The organism is Pseudomonas sp. HP_08 (genome assembly GCF_055284095.1).
Genome location: NZ_JBTOQC010000005.1, coordinates 63,346 through 83,829 on the forward strand (window position 1 = coordinate 63,346; position 20,484 = coordinate 83,829).

Consider the following 20,484-nt stretch of genomic DNA (forward strand, 5'->3'; position numbering starts at 1 on the left):
GCTCGTAAGCGGCCAGTGGTGGTTTCAGCGATGACGCCAGTGGCGATCGTTCTTGCGATGCCCGTAGTGTTTGCGCGGGCCATGGCCACGGTATTCGCGGCGGTCGTTGCCACCACGGTAGCGGCGATCGTCTTCGCGGCTTTCGTTACCCATGTAGTTGCCCAGTGCGCCACCGGCACCGCCGCCTGCGGCTGCGCCGATCAGGCTGCCGGTATTGCCGCCTACGCTGCGGCCGATGACGTTGCCGCCGGCAGCGCCCAGGCCACCGCCGATGGCGGCTTCAGTACGGTTACGACGGTTGGCGCCGACAGCACCACCGGCCGCGCCGCCCAGGCCTGCGCCGATGGCAGAACCTGTGCTGCCGCCGATCTGCTGACCGACGACTGAACCCAGTACCCCGCCCAATGCACCACCAACGCCCGCTTCCAGGTTACCGCCAGCCATGGCAGAACCGGTTACGAGAGAAAGAGACAACAACAGAATCGAGGAGAGTTTCATAAAGGAATCTCGGATTGATGACGCCGCGATCCTGCAATTAACAAATGCTTCACGCAACGCCAATCCGACGAATAACACGACTGTTGCTCAAAACGCTAAGTTGCTGTTTTTAATAGGGAACTTAATTGTATTTGGGCAGTCCTACTTTACTTCACCAAGGCCTGTTTCATAACGAAACAGGCCTTTTTTGTGGGTGCCGTACGGGTCAGACAATACGTGCCGTTTCGCGGGAGCGCTCCAGGCGAATGGCAACGAATTTCGAGGTCGGCGTGTGGCTGCCGTCACCGACGCTTTCCAGCGGCACCAGTGGATTGACCTCGGGATAATAGGCCGCAGCCTGCCCGGCCGGAATGTCGAACGCCAGCAAGGTGAAGCCCTTGACCCGCCGCTCGTGCGCGTCGCCCCAGATCGAGATCAGGTCGACTTTCTGGCCCGGCTGATACCCCAGACGAATAATGTCGGCTTCGTTGGCAAACACCACGTCACGCTGGCCCTTGACCCCGCGATAACGGTCATCCAGCCCGTAGATCGTGGTGTTGTACTGATCGTGTGAGCGCATCGACTGCATGATCAGGTCAGGTGTCTGACCGGTCGCCAGCACGCGCTCATCGATCAGGTTGCCCGGCAGCGCATTGGGCTTGAAGTTGGCACGTGTGGTCGCGGTGTTCCAGCGGCGCTGGCCGGCCGAGTTGCCCAGATAGAAGCCACCGGGGTTGGCGACCCGCTCATTGAAGTCCTTGAAGCCTGGAATGGTGTCGGCGATCAGGTCGCGGATGCGGCTGTAGTCTTCGGTCAGCCACAGCCAGTCCACCGGCTTCTTGCCCAGCGTCGCGTTGGCGATGCCGGCCAGAATCGCAGGCTCCGAGCGCATCAGCTTCGACAACGGCTGCAACTGGCCGTTGGAGGCGTGGACCATGCTGAACGAGTCTTCGACAGTGACCGCCTGCGGGCCGCCGGCTTGCTGGTCGATGTCGGTCCGGCCGAAGCACGGCAGAATCAGCGCCTCTTTGCCGTGGAACAGATGGCTGCGGTTGAGCTTGGTGCTGATCTGCACGGTCAGGTCGCAGTTCTGCAAGGCGGCAGCGGTGCGCGGGCTGTCGGGTGTGGCCTGGGCAAAGTTGCCGCCCAGGGCGATAAACACCTTGGAGCGGTTCTCGGCCATGGCATGAATCGCCTCGACCACGTTATGGCCGTTGACGCGCGGCACCTTGAAGCCGAAGCGCTGCTCCAGCGCATCGAGCAGGAACACCGGCGGGCGCTCGTTGATGCCCATGGTGCGGTCGCCCTGCACGTTGCTGTGGCCGCGCACCGGACACAGGCCGGCGCCGGGCCTGCCGATATTGCCGCGCAGCAGCATCAGGCTGGCGATTTCCTGGATGGTCGCCACCGAATGGCGGTGCTGGGTGATGCCCATCGCCCAGCACATGATGACGTTCTTGCCTTTGACGTACATCCGCGCCGCGCGCTCGATATCGGCAATCGGCAGGCCAGACTGCTCAAGAATGGTGTCCCATGGCGTGTCGTCGACCGCCGCCAGGTAATCGAGCAGGCCGTGGGTGTGTTCATTGAGAAACGCGTGGTCGAACACCGGCTCGCCATTGCTGGCCTGGGCTTCGCGTTCCCATTGCAGTAGCAGCTTGGCCATGCCGCGCAGCAGCGCCATGTCGCCGCCCAGCGCCGGGCGGAAGTACGCCGTGTTGGTCGGCTTGTCGCTGTTGGTGAGCATTTCCAGCGGGTGCTGCGGGTGCTGGAAGCGTTCCAGGCCGCGCTCCTTGAGCGGGTTGACGCAGACCACCTGGGCGCCGCGTTTCACCGCATCGCGCAGCGGGTCGAGCATGCGCGGGTGGTTGGTGCCGGGGTTCTGGCCCAGCACGAAAATCGCGTCGGCGTGCTCGAAGTCATCGAACGTCACCGTGCCCTTGCCAACGCCCACGCTCTGCGACAGGGCCACACCGCTGGCCTCGTGGCACATGTTCGAACAGTCAGGGAAGTTGTTGGTGCCGTAGGCGCGCACGAACAGTTGATACAGGTACGCCGCTTCGTTGCTGGCACGGCCCGAGGTATAGAACTCGGCCATGTTCGGGTCGGGCAGGGCATTCAGGTGCCTGGCGATCAACGCGAAGGCATCGTCCCACGCAATGGGCTTGTAGCGGTCAGTCTGCGGGTCATAGACCATCGGCTCGGTCAGGCGGCCCTGGTATTCGAGCCAGTAATCGCTCTGCTCCAGCAACTGGCTGACGCTGTAGCGCTGGAAGAACGCCTTGTCGACGCGGCGCTTGGTGGCTTCCCAGTTGACCGCCTTGGCGCCGTTTTCGCAAAACTTGACCATGCCGCTTTCCGGCGAGTCGCCCCAGGCACAGCCCGGGCAATCAAAGCCGCCGTTCTGGTTGGTCTTGAGCATGGCGCGCAGGTTTTTCAGCGCGTTATCGCTGCCCAGCCACGCCTGGGTCACGCTGATCAGTGCGCCCCAGCCGCCCGCCGGCCCTTTGTAGGGTTTGTAGCGGGGTGTCGGGGTCTTGTCGGCTTGATGATGAGTCACGGTCGGTTCTCCATCGCAGGGCTGTAAACCCGCGGCGCACTGTGCTGCGGCAGGTGGATCAGGTTGAGGTTATGGCTGCGCGCCCATTGCAGGGCAAGGCCGGTGGGCGACGACAGGCTGACCAGAGTCTGGATGCCGGCGCGCAGGGCCTTCTGGATAAGTTCCAGGCTGCAGCGACTGGTGACCACGGCCACGCCGCCGGCCAGGGGAATGCCCTGGCGGATCAGCGCGCCGATCAGTTTGTCCAGGGCGTTGTGCCGGCCGATGTCTTCGCGGCCCATCAGCAACTCGCCCTGATTGTTCATGAACAACGCGGCATGCACCGCGCCGCTGTGCCGGCCCAACGGCTGAAAGGCACTGATGCGCTGGCGCAGGCCGTCGAGCCATTCGACCGGCGGCAAGGGCGCGCCGGGCAAGACCGCCAGTTCCGGCAGCGCCTGCTCGACCGCCTCGACACCGCACAGGCCGCAGCCGGTGGTGCCGGTCAGCTGGCGGCGGTGTTCCTTGAGCGCCCAGAAAGCACGGCTGGCGATTTCGACCTCGGCTTGCATGGACGAGCCGCAACCGCTGAGGCTGAAGTCATAGATTTCGTCGGGCGCCGCAATGATGCCGCTGCCCAGGCTGAAGCCGACGATGAAGTCTTCCAGATCCGTGGGGCTGACCAGCATCACCGCCTGGCTGATGCCGTTGTAGGCGATGGCCAGCGCGACTTCTTCGGCCAGCGCGGTCTCGCCGGTTTGCGAACCCTCAAGGTTGGCGTACTGGTAGGACTGACTGGCGACTGGCGCGGACGCATTCAAGGCCGACGCCGTGCTGACCGTGCGCGTGGCATGCATGGCTGGAATACCGGCAGATTGACAGCCTTAAGCCTAGGCCGCTTGCCGGTATCCGTCTAATCGCTAGTTCCGATGTGATGATAGAGGCTGTCGATCAACTCAAAACACACCTCGGCCAGGGCGGAGCGTGGCGCGGTGCTGCGCATGATCAGCCCCAGCCGGGAGAGGGTTCGGGCGTCTTCTATCGGGTGCAAGCGCAGCGTATCGCCGAGCGTTTCCAGGCCGCCTTCCAGCGGCATGATTGCGCAGCACAGGCCGCCCTGAACGGCCTGCATCAACTGATGCACCGCATCGGTCTGCAACAGCGGCTGCGGTTGCAGGCCCCGGCTGTGGAAGTTGTGATCGATGGACTGGCGAAAATGCATGCTGCCGGTCAGCAGGCCCAGCGGCAGCCCGGTCACATCGCTCCAGCTCAGCGCGGGTTCCTCGAACTGGAAGTGCCGCGTGTCGTACAGCAGGCCCATGCGCGTCTCGCCCAGCGGCAGGGCTTCGAAGCGGCTGGTGTCGAGGCGCTCGAAGTACGAAACGCCCAGATCGATACGGTTACTCGCCAGTTGCTCCAGGATCTGCTCGGAGCTGAGCGACGACAGCTCGAAGCTCAGGTTGGGATGCACTTGATGCAGACGCTGCAACAGCGGCAGCGGATCGAAGCTCGACAACGGCACGACACCCAGGCGCAAGGTGCCGACCAGATGGCCGCGGCAGGCGGCCGCTTCCGCCTGCAAGCCGTCGTAGGCGGCCGATACGGTGCGCGCCCACGCCAGCACCCGCTCGCCCGGCGCGGTAAAGCCCTCGAAACGCTGCCCGCGGGTCACCAGCTCCAGCCCCAGTTCCTGCTCAAGGCTGCGCAGGCGCATCGACAGGGTGGGCTGAGTGATATTGCACCGCGCCGCCGCTTGTCCGAAATGCCGGGTCTCATCGAGGGCGATCAGGAATTTCAGTTGCTTGATGTCCATGGGCACTCCGGGGTTGGGCGGTCGGGCGATTCTACCCACTCCGGTTGACGTTTGTCGGGCCGCCGCTCGCGCCGGCTGTCGCGGGCTATGGTTGTGGGTGCGGACTTTCCGAGCCGCAGGAGGAACAACAATGAGTATTTTCAGTTTCCTGAAAGACGCCGGAGAAAAGATTCTCGACGCCCTGACACCCGGCGATGCCCAGGCCGGCACTGACGCCCTGAAAAAGCACATTGCAAATGTCGGGTTGGGAAATCCAGATGTTCAGGCCACTGTGCAGGGCAGCACCGTCACGGTGACTGGCGAAGTGGCCAGCCAGGAAGAGAAGGAAAAAATCCTGATCACGCTGGGCAATATTGCCGGCGTTGAAAAAGTCGACGATCAGATCACCGTTGCCGCCAGCGCGCCGGCGGCCACCGCTTCGCGCTTTGAAACGGTGAAAAGCGGCGACACCCTGAGCGCCATTTCCAAACGGGTCTACGGCGACCCGAACAAATACCAGAAGATCTTCGACGCCAACAAACCCATGCTCAAGGACGTGAATAAAATTTATCCGGGGCAGGTGCTGCGCATCCCGGAATAGCCTGAACGCCGAACCCGTAGGAGCGCGCTTGCCCGCGACCGGCTGCGTTAGCAGTCGTAAATTTGTGGCGTGTCATCAATTTTGTGGCCGCTTCGCGCCCAGTCGCGGGCAAGCGCGCTCCTACAACCCCTCGATCAATTCCCGATAATCCTCCACCGCCACAAACTCTTCGGTGTCTTTCGGGCCCTTGCTGCTGTCCGGTTGGCTGACCGCCAGCAAGTGCGCGACGCCGTAGGTGCGTGCGCTGCGCAGGATCGGCAGGGTGTCGTCGATGAACAGGCTGCGGGCCGGATCGAAAGCAGTGTCGGCGTGCAGGGCGTCCCAGAACTGCTGGTTTTCCTTGGGAAAGCCATAGTCATGCGAGCTGATCAGGCGCTCGAAGTAGGGCGCCAGTTCAATGCGTTCCAGCTTCAGCGACAGCGAATCGCGGTGGGCGTTGGTGATCATGATCACCCGCTTGCCGGCGCGCTGGATGGCGGCCAGAAAGGTCTGCGCATCGGGGCGCAGGGCGATCAGGTGGGCGACTTCCTGCTTGAGCTCGCGAATGGGCAGCTTCAGTTCGCGGCTCCAGAAATCCAGGCAATACCAGTTCAGCGTGCCGGCGTGGTCGACGAACAGCGGTTTGATCTCCAGCCACGCCATCGCCAGGCTGATGCCGTGCAGGTCGGCATAACGCTGCGGCAAGTGATGCAGCCAGAAATGTTCGTCGAAATGCAGGTCGAGCAACGTGCCGTCCATGTCCAGCAGGACGGTGTCGATCTCGCTCCAGGGCAGGCAGGGCATACGGCGCTCTCTTCAAGGTGACAGGAATATATCGGCGGCAAATCGCAGAAAAAGCCACGTATAGTACCGGGTTCATGCCAAGGAGTTTGTCATGCGTCAGAAACCCACTGTACTTGACCGTGAAATCGTTGCCAGCAGCCATCTGTTCCGTGTCGAGGCCGTGCAGTTGCGCTTTGCCAACGGCGTCGAGCGCACCTACGAGCGGCTGGTCGGACGAGGCACCGGGTATGGCGCGGTGATGATCGTCGCCATGCTCGACACCGACCACGCCATCCTGATCGAAGAGTATTGCGGCGGCACCGAAGATTACGAGCTGTCCTTGCCCAAGGGCCTGGTCGAGCCGGGCGAAGACGTGCTGGCCGCCGCCAACCGCGAGCTCAAGGAAGAAGCCGGCTTCGGCGCCCGTCAGCTTGAACACCTGACCGAGCTGTCGTTGTCACCGGGCTACATGAGCCAGAAAATCCAGGTGGTGCTGGCCACCGACCTTTATGAAGAGCGTCTGGAGGGCGACGAGCCCGAGCCGATCCGCGTCGACAAGATCAACCTGCGCGATCTGGCCAGCCTGGCGCAAAACCCCCAATTCAGCGAAGGCCGCGCCCTGGCCGCGCTGTACCTGGCCCGTGACCTGTTGACCCAACGTGGATCGTTTTTGCCATGACCGACCTGCTCGAAAACCTGCCTCATCCGCTGCTGGCGCCTGTCGTCGAACTGGCCCTGCGCGCAGGCGAGGCGATTCTGCCGTTCTGGCGCAACGATGTGGCGGTGACCGCCAAGGCCGACGATTCGCCGGTCACCGCTGCCGACCTGGCGGCCCACCATGTGCTGGTGGCGGGTTTGCAGGCGCTGGACCCGAGCATTCATGTGTTGTCTGAAGAAGACGCCAATATTTCCCAGGCCGAGCGCGCGACGTGGGAGCGCTGGTGGCTGGTCGACCCGCTGGACGGTACCAAGGAATTTATCGCCGGCAGTGAGGAATTCACCGTCAATGTCGCGCTGATCGAACGCGGCCAGGTGGTGTTCGGCGTGGTCTCGATGCCCACCAATGGCCGCTGCTGGTTCGGCGGCGCGGGCCTGGGCGCCTGGCGCCGTGAGGCCGATGGTTCGGGTGCGCCGATCAGTGTGCGTGAAACGCCAGCCGAGAACTTCACCGTGGTCGCCAGCCGCCGGCATACCAGCCCTGAGCAGGAACACCTGCTGAGCGGGCTGGCCGAAGGCCTGGGCGAATTGAAACTGGCCAATATCGGCAGCTCGTTGAAATTCTGCCTGCTGGCCGAAGGCAGCGCCGACTGCTACCCGCGCCTGGCCCCGACCTCGCAATGGGACACCGCCGCCGCCCAAGGCGTGCTCGAAGGCGCAGGCGGCGTGGTGTTGCAACTCGACGGCCAGCCGTTCAGCTACCCACCGCGTGAATCGCTGCTGAACCCGTTCTTCGTGGCCCTGCCGGCCAACGCCCCATGGCGCACCCGCTTGCTGGAACTGGCCAACACCTGATCCCCGTCGGCCCTGACACAACCCCCGTAGGAGCGCGCTTGCCGGAATGCCGGACCACCGCGACCGGCTGCGTTAGCAGTCGTAAATTTGTGGCGTTTCATCAATTTTGTGGCCGCTTCGCGCCCAGTCGCGGGCAAGCGCGCTCCTACAAGCGGCGTATCACCGGTGCACCACAAATTGCCCCACGAACTGCACTGCTGCTTCTGTGCTGTCCGGCGAGAAAATCTGCGTGTGCAATTCCAGCCGGGCGCGGCCGCGGCGTTGGTAGGTGGTGACAAACCGTTGCCATGACGCTTCTTGCGGTGGTTCGCACAGCGCCACCGCATCGCCGCGTACCGGCAGCGGGTAGCTGATCTGGCCGTCCTGAATCACGATATGGCCGTCGGTAATGCCTGCTTCACGCAGGCGCAGGTGCAGCCAGCCCCAGCCGGCCAGCACCGCGCCGCAGTACAGGCTGCCGCCGAACAGGGTGCTTTTGTGATTGATGTTGGGCGCCAGCGGCACGTGCAGGCGCAGCGTGTGTTGCTGCCAGTCGATGACCTTCACGCCCATGTCCAGGGTCAGCGGGATGTCGTGATGCAGCAGTTGCTCCAGGTCCTGGGCGGCTTGGCGGCTCATTCGCTGTCGTCCGGGTGGGTGCTGTGGTCGCCAAAACTCAGGCCGTGCTTACGCAGTTTGTCGTGCAGGGTTTTGCGCGGCAGGCCCAGTGCTTCGGCCAGGCTGCGCACCGAGGTGTGCGGGCGGGTCAGTTCGGCGGCGATCAGCGTACGTTCGAAGTGTTCGACCTGCTCGCTCAGGCCGCCGCTGCTCAGCAGCTCAGGCGTGGCGGTCATGCCTTCCAGTTCCAGCTCCAGGCCAAGGGCAAAGCGCTCGGCGGCGTTTTGCAGCTCGCGCACATTGCCCGGCCAGTTGTGCCGCAGCAGCAGGGCGCGCTGGCCGGGTGTCAGTTCTCGCTTGGGGATGCCGTGGCGCTGGCTGGCGGCATCGCTGTAGTGCTCGAACAGCATCAGCGCGTCTTCACCGCGCTCGCGCAACGGCGGAATACGCAACGAGGCGACGTTGAGGCGGTAATACAAGTCGGCCCGGAAGCGGCCCTGATCAGCGCTTTGACGCAAATCTTCCTTGGTCGCGGCGATCACGCGGATATCCAGCGGGATCAGCTGATTGCTGCCCATCCGCTCGACCGCCCGCTCTTGCAGCAAACGCAGCAGCTTGACCTGCACATCGAGGCTCATGCTCTCGATTTCATCGAGAAACAGCGTGCCGCCGTTGGCGAATTCGAACTTGCCGATGCGGCGTTTCTGCGCGCCGGTGAAGGCGCCCGGCTCATGGCCGAACAGCTCGCTCTCGACCACCGATTCCGCCAGCGCGCCGGCGTTGATGGCCACGAACGGCCCGTTACGTCGCGCCGACAAATCGTGCAGGGCACGGGCGACCACTTCCTTGCCCGCGCCGGTCTCGCCCAGAATCAACACGTCGGCGCGGGTGCCGGCCAGCGCGCCGATCTGTTCGCGCAGGCGCAGCATCGGTGCCGACTGGCCGACCAGCCGCGTGCTCAGTTGCTGGCGGTCGCTCAGGGCCAGGCGCAGGCTGCGGTTGTCGAGCACCAGCCGGCGCAAGGCCAGGGCGCGGCGCACGCTGTCGAGCATGGCATCGCTAGGGAACGGCTTTTCCAGAAAGTCATAGGCACCGGCGCGCATCGCCTTGACCGCCAGCGGCACATCGCCGTGGCCGGTGATCAGCAGCACCGGCAGCTCCGGGTCCTGCTCGTGCAACTGCGCCAGCAGCTCCATACCGTCCATGCCGCTCATGCGGATATCGCTGATCACCACGCCGGGCCAGTCGCGGCCGATACGGCTGGCAAGCCCGGTCGCTTGCGGCAGGCTCAACACATTCAGGCCGGCAAGGTCCAGGGTCTGTTTCAGGGCCTGGCGCAGCAGCGAGTCGTCGTCGATCAGTACCACTTGCACCTGACTGTCGATGGCGGTATCGGAACTCATGCAGAAAGATCCTCGGGAGGTTGAAGGTTGGAGCCGGACAAACCGGCGCGCAGGCGCAGGGTGATCAGCGCGCCGCCGCTGGTGTGGTTGGCAAACAGCAACTCGCCGCCCAGGGCGCGCATCAGCGTATCGCAGATCGCCAGCCCAAGCCCCAGGCCCTGCGTGCGGGTCTTGGTGGTGAAGAACGGCTCACGCGCGCGGGCCATGGCTTCTTGCGAGAAGCCCGGGCCGTTGTCGCGGATGTACAGGTTGACGCCTTCGCCGGTGGTTTCGGCACTGATCCACAGTTTGCGCGGCGGGCCTTTTTCGGTCAGCGCGTCCAGCGCGTTGGCCAGCAGGTTGCCCAGCACCTGACGCAGGCGGGTTTCACCGGCCTGCACCCACAAGGTCGCCGCTGGCAGGTCGCGAATCAGTTCCACTTCCATGGCCCGGCGGCGCTTGGCCAGCAATGCCAGGGCGTCTTCGAGTGCCGGTTGCAGGGCCACGCTTTCCGGCGCATGCGCGTCGCGGCGGGCGAAGGCGCGCAAGTGGGCGATGATCGAGGCCATGCGCCCGGTCAGCTCGGCGATCAGCTTGAGATTGCCGCGGGCTTCGTCGGTGCGCTGATGGTCGAGCAGAATCTCGGCGTTTTCGGCATAGGTGCGAATCGCCGCCAGCGGCTGGTTGAGCTCGTGGCTGATGCTCGCCGACATGGTGCCCAGCGCCGACAGCTTGCCGGCCTGTACCAGTTCGTCCTGGGCGCGCACCAGTTCCTGCTGCGCCTGTTCGCGCTCCAGCACTTCCTGGCGCAGGCGGCTGTTGAGGCCTTCAAGGTCGCTGGTGCGCTCCATGACCCGGCGCTCCAGTTCACGGCGGGTCTTGCCCTCGAAAGCGATGCGCTCCAGGTAATGACGACGGCGCTGCATCACCAGGCTGAGCAGCAGCATGAGCACCAGCAGCGCCGCGCCGCCGACCGCCACCACGGTGCGCACCGGGCGGTCGATGAGTACGCGCGGCGCCAGGGCGTTGACCGTCCAGCCGGTTTCTTCGATGGAGCGGGTCTGGGTCAGCCAGGCCCGCTCGTCGAGCTTGAGCGGGCGCGGCGTGCGGGTCGGGTAGGGCTGGATGGCGACGATGGATTTCTTTTCTTCATCGCTCAGCTCGCGGGTGGCATGAAAGCGCCAGGCCGGGTTGGAGGTCAGGATCACCACGCCGTTCTGGTCGGTCAGCAGCAACTGCACCGGGGTTTTGCCCCACAGGGTTTCGGTGTAGTCCAGGTCGATCTTGATCACCAGCACGCCGATCACCTGATCGCCGTCACGCACGGGCGCGGCAAAGAAGTAGCCGCGCTTGACCGAGGTGGTGCCCAGGCCGAAGAAGCGCCCCAGCTTGCCGGCAATGGCATCGTTGAAGTACGGCCGGAACGAGAAGTTGCGCCCCATGAAGCTGTCGTGCTGATCGAAATTGGACGCGGCCAGCGTGCGGCCTTCCTTGTTCATCAGGTAGATGACATCGGCGCCGGTCTGCCGGGTAATGTCGCGCAACGCCTGGTTGGCACTGTCGATGGCGCCGAGGTCGGCCGGGCTGTCCAGCGCGGTGCGCAGGGCCGGCAGCTCGCCCAGGATCGGCGGCAAGGACTCGTAGCGGTGCAGGGTGCCGAGCAGGTTGGCAACGTACAGGTCCAGGGTCTGGCGGTTCTGGCTAGTCAGTTCGCTGTGGTAATAGCGCTCGGCCAGATGCTCCAGCGGCCACAACAAGGGCGCCAGGCACAGCGCCAGCAGGGCAAGGCTGCGCCAGCGAGGGCGGCGCGCGGGAGCGGCAGGTGGGTTCATCGATCGCAAGGCCTGGGTCACTGCCCAGGATCAACTCCCGGGCATCAGGCCCGCATTATGCCTGCCGCTGGCCAGCCAGGCACTCCAGTAATGCGTGCTGCCAGTCGGGCTGGGTCACGCCCCATTCGTGCGCCAGCAGGCTGCAATCCAGACGCGAATTGAGCGGCCGGGCGGCCGGCGTCGGGTAGGCGCTGGACGCAATCGGCTCCAGCGTGGCGCAGGGCTTGCCCATCGCCAGCAGCTGCTTGCCGATGGCCTGGGCAAAGCCGTACCAGGACGTCTCGCCGCTATTGGTCAGGTGATAGACACCCCAGGCGCCGGGGTTGCCATCGCGCCAGCGTTCGATCAGTTGCCGGGTGCTGTGGGCGATGCTGCCGGCCCAGGTCGGCGCGCCGATCTGGTCGGCGACCACGCGCAGTTCTTCGCGCTCTTGCAGCAGCTTCTGCATGGTCAGCAGAAAGTTGCGCCCATGCAGCGAATACACCCAACTGGTGCGCAGGATCAGGTGTTGCCCGCCGACCGCCTTGATTGCCTGTTCGCCGGCCAGCTTGCTGCTGCCGTAGACGCCCAGCGGGTGCGGCGCATCCTGCTCGGTGTAGGGCGCGGGCTTGCGGCCGTCGAACACATAGTCGGTGGAGTAGTGAATCAGCGGCACGCCCAGCCCCGCCGCTGCCTCGGCCAGCAAGCCGGGCGCGGTGGCATTGATCGCGCGGGCCAGGCCCGGTTCTTTTTCGGCCTGATCGACAGCGGTGTGCGCCGCGGCATTGATGATCAGGTCCGGCTGCGCGGCCTGCACCGCATGGATGATCGCGTGCGAATGGCTCAGGTCCAGTTGTTCGCGGCCCAGCACCTGCACCTCGCCCAGATCGGCCAGGCCGTGTTGCAAGTGCTGTGAAACCTGGCCGTGCTGGCCGGTGATGAGAATTTTCATATGAACAGATCGGCCTCGTTCAGGCGTTTGCCATGCTGGTCCTTGGCCGACAGTTGCGGTGCCAGGCCTTCGAGTTGCCAGTCGATGGCCAGCTCCGGGTCGTCCCAGCGAATGCAGCGCTCGGCGGCGGGCGTGTAGAAATCGGTGGTCTTGTAGAGAAACTCGGCGTGCTCGCTGAGCACCACAAAGCCGTGGGCAAAGCCTTCGGGTACCCACATCTGCCGAGCGTTGCCGGCCGACAGCCTGACCGCAACCCATTGACCGAAGGTCTGCGAGCTGCGGCGAATGTCCACTGCCACGTCCAGGACTTCGCCGACCGTGACGCGCACCAGTTTGCCCTGCGGGTTATCGATCTGATAATGCAGCCCGCGCAACACGCCCTTTTGCGAGCGTGAGTGGTTGTCCTGGACGAACTGCGGGTTCAGGCCGGTGGCTTCGCGAAAGGCTCGTGCGTTGAAGCTTTCGTAAAAAAAGCCGCGCTCATCACCAAACACCTTGGGTTCGATGATGAGCACTTCGGGCAACTGGGTGGCGATCACATTCACGGGCTTCTCCCTGCAGGTTGTCAGTGGGTGTTAGTCAGGCAATCAGATCCCTGGGTTCAGTGAATCCCAGGCGCTGGCCTTGATAGCTGCCATCCTGAACCCGGCGGCACCACTCCAGGTTGTCCAGGTACCACTGCACGGTCTTGCGCAGGCCGCTTTCGAAGGTTTCTTCAGGTGTCCAGCCCAGCTCGCGCTCGATCTTGCCGGCATCGATGGCGTAACGCTGGTCGTGGCCCGGGCGATCGGTCACGTGGGTGATCAGGTCGCTGTAGCGGGCTACACCAGCCGGGTGCTGTGGCGCCAGTTCTTCGAGCAGCGCACAGATACCGCGCACCACGTCGATGTTCTTCTGCTCGTTGTGGCCGCCGATGTTGTAGGTCTCGCCCACCGCGCCCTCGGTGACCACCTTGAACAGCGCCCGCGCATGGTCCTCGACATACAGCCAGTCACGCACTTGCAGGCCGTCGCCGTAGACCGGCAGCGGCTTGCCTGCCAGGGCGTTGAGAATGATCAGCGGGATCAGCTTCTCGGGAAAATGGAACGGCCCGTAGTTGTTCGAGCAGTTGGTGACGATCACCGGCAGCCCGTAGGTGCGCTGCCAGGCACGCACCAGATGGTCGGACGCCGCCTTGCTGGCCGAATAAGGCGAGCTGGGTGCGTAGGAGGTGGTTTCAGTGAACAGGTCATCGACGCCGTGCAGGTCGCCATACACCTCGTCGGTGGAAATATGGTGGAAGCGAAACGCCTCGCGCTCAGGCAGCGGCAGTGTCAGCCAGTAGCCGCGCGTGGCTTCCAGCAGGCTGTAGGTGCCGACGATATTGGTGTGGATGAACTCGGCCGGGCCGTCGATGGAGCGGTCGACGTGGGATTCAGCGGCCAGGTGCATGATCGCTTGCGGCGCAAAGCGCGCCAGTACGGCGCTCACGGCAGCCTGATCGGCGATGTCGGCCTGCACGAATTCATAACGGCTGTCGCTGGCAATGCTCGTCAGTGATTCGAGATTGCCCGCATAGGTCAGCTTGTCGAGGTTCAGCACTTCATGATCCGTGTTCTGGATCAGATGACGGACCAGTGCAGAACCGATAAAGCCTGCGCCGCCGGTGACGAGAATTCGCATGAGTGAGCCTTTTCCTTGTAAAGAGTAGGGGGAATCGTCAAGTTGTTAAAGCATAGCGCGATCCCCAGCGTGCCAGCAGGATCAGCCAGGACGACGGGCGGTGGTGATGAAATTATTCGATGGTACAGGCTCTGAGTGCCAGTAATCCGCCGTCGTCAAACCGCGCCGATTTGGGCCGTGCGCCTGCAGCGTCCTATAGTGATCGATTGCATTGTCATGCCGGTCTGCTCCAGAAACCATTACCTGAGGTCTTCCATGCCGCTTGCCACCCTGATTCGCCGATCCAGCCTGCCTTGCCCGCACGTGAGTCTCGATCAGGCCCGATCGCTTCTGGCGCAGCATTACGGTTTGAACGGCACGCTCAAGGTGCTGGGCAGCCAGCAGGACTGCAACCTGCTGCTCGACACCGGCACGCACCGCTATGTGCTGAAAATCTGCCACGGCGACTACAGCCCGCTGGAACTGGACGCCCAGCATGCGGCGCTGCAACACCTGGCCGGCCAGCCGGGCATTCGCGTGCCTCGGGTGATCAGCGCCCTTGATGGCGACAACCTGCTGTCGCTGAACCTCGACGGGCAAGCGGTGCATGCCCGGCTGCTGGAATTCATCGACGGCGAGTCGCTGGGCCATGCCGGTTATCTGGGGCATGAGGTGGTGGTCGCGCTGGGCGAGCTGTGTGCGCGGGTCGATACGGCGCTGCACGACTTCAGCCATCCAGGCCTTGAGCGCGTGCTGCAATGGGACCCGCGCCACGCCAATGCGCTGGCTCGCCACTTGCTGCCGGTGATCGATGACACCGATGAGCGCGCCTGCCTGCACGAAGCCGTCGAGCTGGCCCGCCAGCGCCTGCTGCCGTTGATTCCCGCGCTGCCGTTGCAGGCCGTGCACCTGGACATCACCGAGCACAATGTGGTCTGGGCACGCAACGCGCATCGGCAATGGCAGCTGCAAGGGCTGATCGACTTCGGCGACCTGCTGACCACCTGGCGGGTGGCCGATCTCTCGGTGACCTGCGCCGCCTTGCTGCACCATGCCGGCGGCGATCCGCTGTACATCTTGCCGGCGATCAGCGCCTATCACGCACTTAACCCGCTGCGCCTTGAAGAGCTCAAGGCGCTGTGGCCGCTGGTCGTCGCCCGCGCCACGGTGCTGGTGCTCAGCAGCGAGCAGCAGGTCAGCGTCGAGCCGGGCAATGCCTACATTCGGGCGAACCTGGACAGCGAGTGGCTGATCTTCGATGTCGCCACCTCGGTGCCGATGGCGCTGATGGAAGCGGCGATCCTGCACGCGGTTGGCCTGGATGCCGAGCCTGCGGTCCAGCCGGCCTGGCGCCCGCTGCTGCCGGACCTGGCCGGGCGCGGCTTCTGCACGGTCGACCTTGGTGTGCTCAGCGAGCATTTCGAGGCCGGTAACTGGGAACAGGACGGCATCGACGAGCGCCTGCTGGCGCAGACCGCCCGGCAAACCGGACTGGCCGCCAGCCGCTATGGCGAATACCGCCTGTCGCGGACCTTGCCCGACTGCAGCCGCGAGCCCGACACCTGTGCCTTGCACGTCGAGCTGCACCTGCCCCCGGACACCGTGGTGCATGTGCCGTTTACCGCGACCCTGCGCCAGACCGCCGATGCGGCGCTGTTGCTGGTCGGCGAGACCTTCAGCCTGCGGCTGTGGGGCGTGGCGTGTGACGTGCCGTCAGGCTGCCCGCTGGCGGCCGGCCAGATACTGGGCGTCACCGATGGCGTGGTATTGCTGCAATTGTGCAGCGAGCCCGGGCTGACGCCGCCGTTGTTCACCACGCCGTCCTGGGCGCCGGCCTGGCGTCACATCGCGCCGTCACCGGCGGCTTTGCTGGGCTTTGATTGCGATGCCCCGGCGTTGCAGGACCCTGCTGCGCTGCTGGCCCGGCGCGACGCGAGTTTTGCCCGTTCGCAAAAGCACTATTACCAGGCACCCCCGCAGATCGAGCGCGGCTGGCGTAATCATTTGATCGACATGCAGGGCCGCTCGTACCTGGACATGCTCAACAACGTCGCGGTACTCGGGCATGGTCATCCGCGCATGGCCCGGGAAGCGGCACGCCAGTGGTCGCGGCTGAACACCAACTCGCGTTTTCACTACGCGGCGATTGCCGAGTTTTCCGAGCGCCTGCTGGCGCTGGCACCGGCCGGCATGGACCGGGTATTTCTGGTCAACAGCGGCACTGAGGCCAACGACCTGGCGATCCGTCTGGCCTGGGCTTATAGCGGCGGGCACGACATGCTCAGCGTGCTGGAGGCCTACCACGGCTGGTCGGTGGCCACCGATGCGATCTCGACCTCCATCGCCGACAACCCGCAGGCGCTGACCACCCGACCCGACTGGGTGCATCCGGTGACGGCGCCCAACACGTATCGCGGCCCGTTCCGTGGCGCGGACAGCACTGGCGACTATGTGCGCCATGTCGACGAAACGCTGGCCGCGCTGGACGCACAGGGTCGGCAGGTGGCCGGTTTCATCTGCGAGCCGGTGTACGGCAATGCCGGCGGTATTTCCCTGCCGCCGGGTTATCTGCAACAGGTCTACGCCAAGGTCCGTGCGCGCGGCGGGGTGTGCATTGCCGATGAAGTGCAGGTCGGTTATGGCCGGCTGGGCGAGTATTTCTGGGGCTTTGAAGAGCAGGGCGTGGTGCCGGACATCATCACGCTGGCCAAGGGCATGGGCAACGGTCATCCGCTGGGCGCGGCGATCACCCGTCGCGACATCGCCGAGGCGCTGGAAGCCGAGGGCTATTTCTTTTCGTCCTCCGGCGGCAGCCCGGTCAGTTGCCGCATCGGCCTGGCGGTGCTCGATGTCATGGAGCAGGAGCGCCTGTGGGACAACGCGCGTACCGTCGGCGGCCACTTCAAGGCACGCCTCGAAGGCCTGGCCGATAAACATCCGCTGGTAGGCGCGGTGCACGGCATGGGCTTTTATCTGGGCGTGGAACTGGTGCGCGACCGCCAGACCCTGGAGCCGGCCACTGAAGAAACCGCCTACCTGTGCGAGCGCCTGCGTGAACTGGGCATCTTCATGCAACCGACCGGCGACTACCTGAACATCCTCAAGATCAAGCCGCCGATGTGCACCACGGTGCAGAGCGTGGACTTCTTCGTCGACAGCGTGTCGAAGGTACTGCAAGAGCTGGATTAACGATTATTACCGATTAATATCTGTGTTTTATGCAAAAAATATCAGGCTGTAATTATTTTTTGCTTTAAATGCCGATTTTTATCGCCTATAAAAGACCGTTCAAATCGTCATGGCCATTTTGCTATGGTGATTCACCTTTCTCGACCGCGTACGGAGTCCTGACAGCCATGACGACCCTCACCAGCACACCCCGCAGCGACGGCTTTCATATGCCGGCCGAATGGGCGCCGCAAACCCAGGTCTGGATGCTCTGGCCCGAGCGCCCGGACAACTGGCGGCTGGGCGCCAAGCCGGTGCAGGCGGCGCACGCCGAGCTGGCCAAGGCCATCGCCCGCTTCGAGCCGGTGACGGTCGGGGTGTCCGCTGCGCAGTACGACAATGCACTGGCCTGCCTGGATGCGCCAAATATCCGGGTTGTGGAGATCAGTAACGACGACGCCTGGGTGCGCGACACCGGCCCGACCTTCGTCATCGACGATCATGGCCAGGTGCGCGGCGTCGACTGGGATTTCAATGCCTGGGGCGGCTTCGATGGCGGCCTGTACTGGCCATGGAACCGCGACACCCAGGTGGCCGGCAAGATTCTCGGCATCGAGCGCAGCGCGCGCTACGCCACGCCGGGCTTTGTGCTCGAGGGCGGCTCGATCCATGTCGACGGCGAAGGCACCCTGATCACCACCGAAGAATGCCTGCTCAATCGCAACCGCAACCCGCACCTGAACCGCGAGCAGATTGAAGCGGTGCTCAGCGATAACCTGGCTGTGGATAAAGTCATCTGGCTGCCTGATGGGCTGTACAACGACGAAACCGACGGTCATGTGGATAACTTCTGCTGCTACGTGCGCCCCGGCGAAGTCATGCTTGCCTGGACCGATGACCCGCAAGACCCCAATTACCCGCGCTGCCAGGCGGCCCTGCAGGTGCTGGAAAGCACGACCGATGCCCAGGGCCGTGCGTTCATCGTGCACAAGATGCCGATTCCCGGACCGCTTTACGCAACCACCGAGGAGTGCGCAGGCGTCGATAAGGTGCATGGCAGCCAGGAACGCGACCCTTCTGTGCGCCTGGCCGGGTCTTATGTGAACTTTCTGATCGTCAACGGCGGCATCATCGCGCCGTCCTTCGACGACCCGCTGGACGAAACGGCACGGCAAATCCTGCAACGGGTATTCCCGGAACACCTGGTGGTCATGGTGCCTGGCCGTGAATTGCTGCTTGGCGGGGGCAATATTCACTGCCTGACCCAACAGCAGCCGGCCTCGCGGATCATTGCCGACTGAGTGTCATCGAGGTTGGTCCTGTTCTTGCTGGCAAAAGCCCATCTATCGATGGGCTTTTTTTCGGGTAACGCTTTGTAGCATTTAACCGGGATATCCATCTTTGGGTAAGCCGCCGATGTTTCGCCTGCCTGTCACACGGTACGCGTACAGTTGGCCCCCTCATGACAAAGAGGTTGTCCCACTATGAACGCAGGTATTATCCCGAACGCTCCCCGGGGTCTGTCCGTCAGTAGCGAGGCTCGTAAAATCATGGCTGACTGGCTAAGCAGGACGCGCCTGCCCAGGCCCCGCCCCGACACCCGGGCGATGCTGATCCAGCGTTACCCGAACGGGCTTTTCAGCGAGGCAGAACTTCAGGCACTGGTCACGATTATCGAAAACTGAGCCTTATGCCAAAAAGAAAAGGCTCTGGAATAAGCTTCTGGCAGTTTGACACCCCTCAAGGGCGCGACTAGGATTCGCCCCCAACGCCTGTGGCCACGCGCCGCGTACGTGCATCAGTAGACCACTGCGATGATTTCGTTCGGCCTTTATGCCTCGCATAAAGGTCTTTGGGCGACCCTTAGAGCTGCGGGTCCCAGTGCGTTAATCATTCGTCAAAGGGAATACAACAATGCTTAACAAACGTATGGGCGTCCTCGCGCTGGGCGTGCTCAGCGCCACTCAAGCCATGGCGCAAAGCCAGGCAGAATCCCAGGGCTTCGTCGAAGACAGCCATCTGACCCTGAATGCGCGCAACGCTTACATCAGCCGCGACTACAAGAACGGTAACCAGGACAAGGCCGAATGGGGCCAGGCGTTCTCCGGTACCTTCACTTCCGGCTTCACCCAGGGCACCGTCGGTGTCGGCGTTGACGCCTTTGCGCTGTACGGCGTGCGTCTGGACGGCGGCCGTGGCAAAAGCGGTGCCGGCGGTATCGACTTCTTCAAGCAAGGCGACAGCGGCGAAGCGGCCGACGACCTGTCCCGCGTAGGCGGTGCAGTCAAGGCGCGTATCTCCAACACCGTGATCAAGTACGGCGACCAGATGCCGCAACTGCCGGTGCTGAGCTACGACAACGGCCGTCTGCTGCCAGAAAGCTTCACCGGCACGTACATCAGCTCCAAGGAAATCGAAAACCTTGAAGTGGTTGCCGGTCGCTTCACCAGCGAAGTGCGCAAGAGCGCCACAGGCCACGACAGCGGCGGCCTGAAAAGCATCAACGTCTACGGCGCCAGCTACAAGTTCAACGAAGCATTCAGCGCTTCGGCCTACGCCTCCGACAACGAAGACGTGTTCAAGAAGCAGTACGTCAACCTGAACTACATCCTCGCCCTGCCTTCCGAGCAGTCGCTGACGTTCGATTTCAACGGCTACAAGACCAAGCTGGATCGCGACTTCTCGGCCGACGCTGCTGCCGGCGAGCGTGACAACAAGATCTGGAGCCTGGCCGCCACCTGGGCCGTGGGCATCCACAGCTTCACCCTGGCGCACCAGCGTAGCACCGGCGACACCGGCTACAACTACGGCTTCTACCAGAATGCCGGCGCATTCGGCGATGGCGGCAACTCCATCTACCTGGCCAACTCCTTCTGGTCGGACTTCAACGCCAAGGACGAGCGCTCGTGGCAAGTGGGCTACGGCGTCGACCTGGGCGGTCTGGTGCTGCCTGGCCTGAGCTACAAGGCCGCTTACGTGCGCGGTACCAACATTGACGACGGCACCAACCGCGGCAATGGCACCGAGCGTGAAATCTTCAGCCAGCTGTCCTACGTCGTACAAAGCGGCCCGGCCAAAGACCTGTCGCTGCGCCTGCGCAACTCGTTCCTGCGTGTGTCGGACAACGCCAGCGCTTACAACAGCGAAGGCAACGAAACCCGTATCTTCGTCGACTACCCGATCAACGTTTTCTGATCATGTAGCTTCGATTTGATACAACCAAGGCCCGCATAATGCGGGCCTTGGCTTT

General features: G+C 63.7%; 18 protein-coding genes. 7 read left to right on the top strand and 11 right to left on the bottom strand.

Annotation, left to right across the window (positions count from 1 at the left end; all coding sequences use genetic code 11):
• Nucleotides 1-24: 24 nt before the first annotated feature.
• The 4 genes from ACYAS9_RS06305 to ACYAS9_RS06320 form a co-directional block, all read right to left on the bottom strand.
• The gene (locus tag ACYAS9_RS06305) at nt 25-498 is read right to left on the bottom strand and encodes a glycine zipper domain-containing protein (protein WP_463567466.1); all 474 of its coding nucleotides are present in this window, start codon (nt 496-498) and stop codon (nt 25-27) included.
• Nucleotides 499-703: 205 nt separating this feature from the next.
• The gene (locus tag ACYAS9_RS06310; RefSeq protein ID WP_463567467.1) at nt 704-3,037 is read right to left on the bottom strand and encodes an FdhF/YdeP family oxidoreductase; all 2,334 of its coding nucleotides are present in this window, start codon (nt 3,035-3,037) and stop codon (nt 704-706) included.
• The gene (gene fdhD / locus ACYAS9_RS06315; RefSeq protein WP_463567468.1) at nt 3,034-3,873 is read right to left on the bottom strand and encodes a formate dehydrogenase accessory sulfurtransferase FdhD; all 840 of its coding nucleotides are present in this window, start codon (nt 3,871-3,873) and stop codon (nt 3,034-3,036) included. Before fdhD ends, ACYAS9_RS06310 begins: the two co-directional genes overlap by 4 nt.
• Nucleotides 3,874-3,929: 56 nt before the next feature.
• Nucleotides 3,930-4,829 carry a LysR family transcriptional regulator gene (locus ACYAS9_RS06320; protein WP_463567469.1) on the bottom strand — a complete coding sequence of 300 codons (900 nt, stop codon included), beginning with the start codon at nt 4,827-4,829 and terminating at the stop codon, nt 3,930-3,932.
• A gap of 130 nt (nt 4,830-4,959) precedes the next feature.
• Here ACYAS9_RS06320 and lysM point away from each other — a divergent pair, with 130 nt between their 5' ends.
• On the top strand, nt 4,960-5,409 hold the full coding sequence (gene lysM, locus ACYAS9_RS06325) for a peptidoglycan-binding protein LysM (protein ID WP_463567470.1): 450 nt from the start codon (nt 4,960-4,962) through the stop codon (nt 5,407-5,409).
• A gap of 120 nt (nt 5,410-5,529) precedes the next feature.
• Here lysM and yrfG read toward each other — a convergent pair whose 3' ends face one another.
• The gene (yrfG, locus tag ACYAS9_RS06330; protein WP_463567471.1) at nt 5,530-6,192 is read right to left on the bottom strand and encodes a GMP/IMP nucleotidase; all 663 of its coding nucleotides are present in this window, start codon (nt 6,190-6,192) and stop codon (nt 5,530-5,532) included.
• A 91-nt stretch (nt 6,193-6,283) separates the two neighbouring features.
• Here yrfG and nudE point away from each other — a divergent pair, with 91 nt between their 5' ends.
• Both nudE and cysQ read left to right on the top strand, forming a co-directional pair.
• A complete protein-coding gene (nudE, locus tag ACYAS9_RS06335; protein WP_463567472.1) occupies nt 6,284-6,850 on the top strand; it encodes an ADP compounds hydrolase NudE in 567 nt (188 codons plus the stop codon).
• Nucleotides 6,847-7,683, top strand: coding sequence for a 3'(2'),5'-bisphosphate nucleotidase CysQ (gene cysQ, locus ACYAS9_RS06340; RefSeq protein WP_463567473.1), 837 nt, complete (start codon nt 6,847-6,849; stop codon nt 7,681-7,683). The genes nudE and cysQ overlap by 4 nt, the downstream gene beginning before the upstream one ends.
• A 159-nt stretch (nt 7,684-7,842) precedes the next feature.
• Here cysQ and ACYAS9_RS06345 read toward each other — a convergent pair whose 3' ends face one another.
• Genes ACYAS9_RS06345 through rfbB form a run of 6 tightly spaced genes read right to left on the bottom strand, consistent with a single transcriptional unit; the run spans nt 7,843 to nt 14,087 of the window.
• The gene (locus ACYAS9_RS06345; RefSeq protein WP_463567474.1) at nt 7,843-8,301 is read right to left on the bottom strand and encodes a YiiD C-terminal domain-containing protein; all 459 of its coding nucleotides are present in this window, start codon (nt 8,299-8,301) and stop codon (nt 7,843-7,845) included.
• A complete protein-coding gene (locus ACYAS9_RS06350) occupies nt 8,298-9,683 on the bottom strand; it encodes a sigma-54-dependent transcriptional regulator (RefSeq protein WP_463567475.1) in 1,386 nt (461 codons plus the stop codon). Before ACYAS9_RS06350 ends, ACYAS9_RS06345 begins: the two co-directional genes overlap by 4 nt.
• The gene (locus ACYAS9_RS06355; protein ID WP_463567476.1) at nt 9,680-11,494 is read right to left on the bottom strand and encodes a sensor histidine kinase; all 1,815 of its coding nucleotides are present in this window, start codon (nt 11,492-11,494) and stop codon (nt 9,680-9,682) included. The genes ACYAS9_RS06350 and ACYAS9_RS06355 overlap by 4 nt, the downstream gene beginning before the upstream one ends.
• A gap of 55 nt (nt 11,495-11,549) precedes the next feature.
• Nucleotides 11,550-12,425 carry a dTDP-4-dehydrorhamnose reductase gene (gene rfbD / locus ACYAS9_RS06360; RefSeq protein WP_463567477.1) on the bottom strand — a complete coding sequence of 292 codons (876 nt, stop codon included), beginning with the start codon at nt 12,423-12,425 and terminating at the stop codon, nt 11,550-11,552.
• Complete coding sequence (rfbC, locus tag ACYAS9_RS06365; protein ID WP_463567478.1) at nt 12,422-12,970, bottom strand: dTDP-4-dehydrorhamnose 3,5-epimerase; 549 nt, start codon at nt 12,968-12,970, stop codon at nt 12,422-12,424. Before rfbC ends, rfbD begins: the two co-directional genes overlap by 4 nt.
• Nucleotides 12,971-13,004: 34 nt before the next feature.
• Nucleotides 13,005-14,087 carry a dTDP-glucose 4,6-dehydratase gene (rfbB, locus tag ACYAS9_RS06370; RefSeq protein ID WP_463567479.1) on the bottom strand — a complete coding sequence of 361 codons (1,083 nt, stop codon included), beginning with the start codon at nt 14,085-14,087 and terminating at the stop codon, nt 13,005-13,007.
• Nucleotides 14,088-14,342: 255 nt separating this feature from the next.
• Between rfbB and ACYAS9_RS06375 the strand changes: the two genes are divergently transcribed.
• From ACYAS9_RS06375 to ACYAS9_RS06390, 4 genes are all read left to right on the top strand, one after another.
• Complete coding sequence (locus tag ACYAS9_RS06375) at nt 14,343-17,255, top strand: aminotransferase (RefSeq protein WP_463567480.1); 2,913 nt, start codon at nt 14,343-14,345, stop codon at nt 17,253-17,255.
• Nucleotides 17,256-17,422: 167 nt separating this feature from the next.
• Complete coding sequence (aguA, locus tag ACYAS9_RS06380) at nt 17,423-18,535, top strand: agmatine deiminase (protein WP_463567481.1); 1,113 nt, start codon at nt 17,423-17,425, stop codon at nt 18,533-18,535.
• A 249-nt stretch (nt 18,536-18,784) separates the two neighbouring features.
• Nucleotides 18,785-18,919, top strand: a complete 135-nt coding sequence (locus ACYAS9_RS06385) for a hypothetical protein (RefSeq protein ID WP_463567482.1) — start codon at nt 18,785-18,787, stop codon at nt 18,917-18,919.
• A gap of 229 nt (nt 18,920-19,148) precedes the next feature.
• Nucleotides 19,149-20,429: an OprD family porin gene (locus tag ACYAS9_RS06390; protein ID WP_463567483.1), complete on the top strand. Its 1,281-nt coding sequence runs from the start codon at nt 19,149-19,151 to the stop codon at nt 20,427-20,429.
• The last annotated feature ends 55 nt before the right edge of the window (nt 20,430-20,484 follow it).

Bases quoted from the DNA above. Each gene is read 5' to 3' on its own strand.
- ACYAS9_RS06305 (WP_463567466.1), bottom strand. From the start codon at position 498: ATGAAACTCTCCTCGATTCTGTTGTTGTCTCTTTCTCTCGTAACCGGT.
- fdhD (WP_463567468.1), bottom strand. From the start codon at position 3,873: ATGCATGCCACGCGCACGGTCAGCACGGCGTCGGCCTTGAATGCGTCC.
- ACYAS9_RS06320 (WP_463567469.1), bottom strand. From the start codon at position 4,829: ATGGACATCAAGCAACTGAAATTCCTGATCGCCCTCGATGAGACCCGG.
- lysM (WP_463567470.1), top strand. From the start codon at position 4,960: ATGAGTATTTTCAGTTTCCTGAAAGACGCCGGAGAAAAGATTCTCGAC.
- yrfG (WP_463567471.1), bottom strand. From the start codon at position 6,192: ATGCCCTGCCTGCCCTGGAGCGAGATCGACACCGTCCTGCTGGACATG.
- nudE (WP_463567472.1), top strand. From the start codon at position 6,284: ATGCGTCAGAAACCCACTGTACTTGACCGTGAAATCGTTGCCAGCAGC.
- cysQ (WP_463567473.1), top strand. From the start codon at position 6,847: ATGACCGACCTGCTCGAAAACCTGCCTCATCCGCTGCTGGCGCCTGTC.
- ACYAS9_RS06345 (WP_463567474.1), bottom strand. From the start codon at position 8,301: ATGAGCCGCCAAGCCGCCCAGGACCTGGAGCAACTGCTGCATCACGAC.
- ACYAS9_RS06350 (WP_463567475.1), bottom strand. From the start codon at position 9,683: ATGAGTTCCGATACCGCCATCGACAGTCAGGTGCAAGTGGTACTGATC.
- ACYAS9_RS06355 (WP_463567476.1), bottom strand. From the start codon at position 11,494: ATGAACCCACCTGCCGCTCCCGCGCGCCGCCCTCGCTGGCGCAGCCTT.
- rfbD (WP_463567477.1), bottom strand. From the start codon at position 12,425: ATGAAAATTCTCATCACCGGCCAGCACGGCCAGGTTTCACAGCACTTG.
- rfbB (WP_463567479.1), bottom strand. From the start codon at position 14,087: ATGCGAATTCTCGTCACCGGCGGCGCAGGCTTTATCGGTTCTGCACTG.
- ACYAS9_RS06375 (WP_463567480.1), top strand. From the start codon at position 14,343: ATGCCGCTTGCCACCCTGATTCGCCGATCCAGCCTGCCTTGCCCGCAC.
- aguA (WP_463567481.1), top strand. From the start codon at position 17,423: ATGACGACCCTCACCAGCACACCCCGCAGCGACGGCTTTCATATGCCG.
- ACYAS9_RS06385 (WP_463567482.1), top strand. From the start codon at position 18,785: ATGGCTGACTGGCTAAGCAGGACGCGCCTGCCCAGGCCCCGCCCCGAC.
- ACYAS9_RS06390 (WP_463567483.1), top strand. From the start codon at position 19,149: ATGCTTAACAAACGTATGGGCGTCCTCGCGCTGGGCGTGCTCAGCGCC.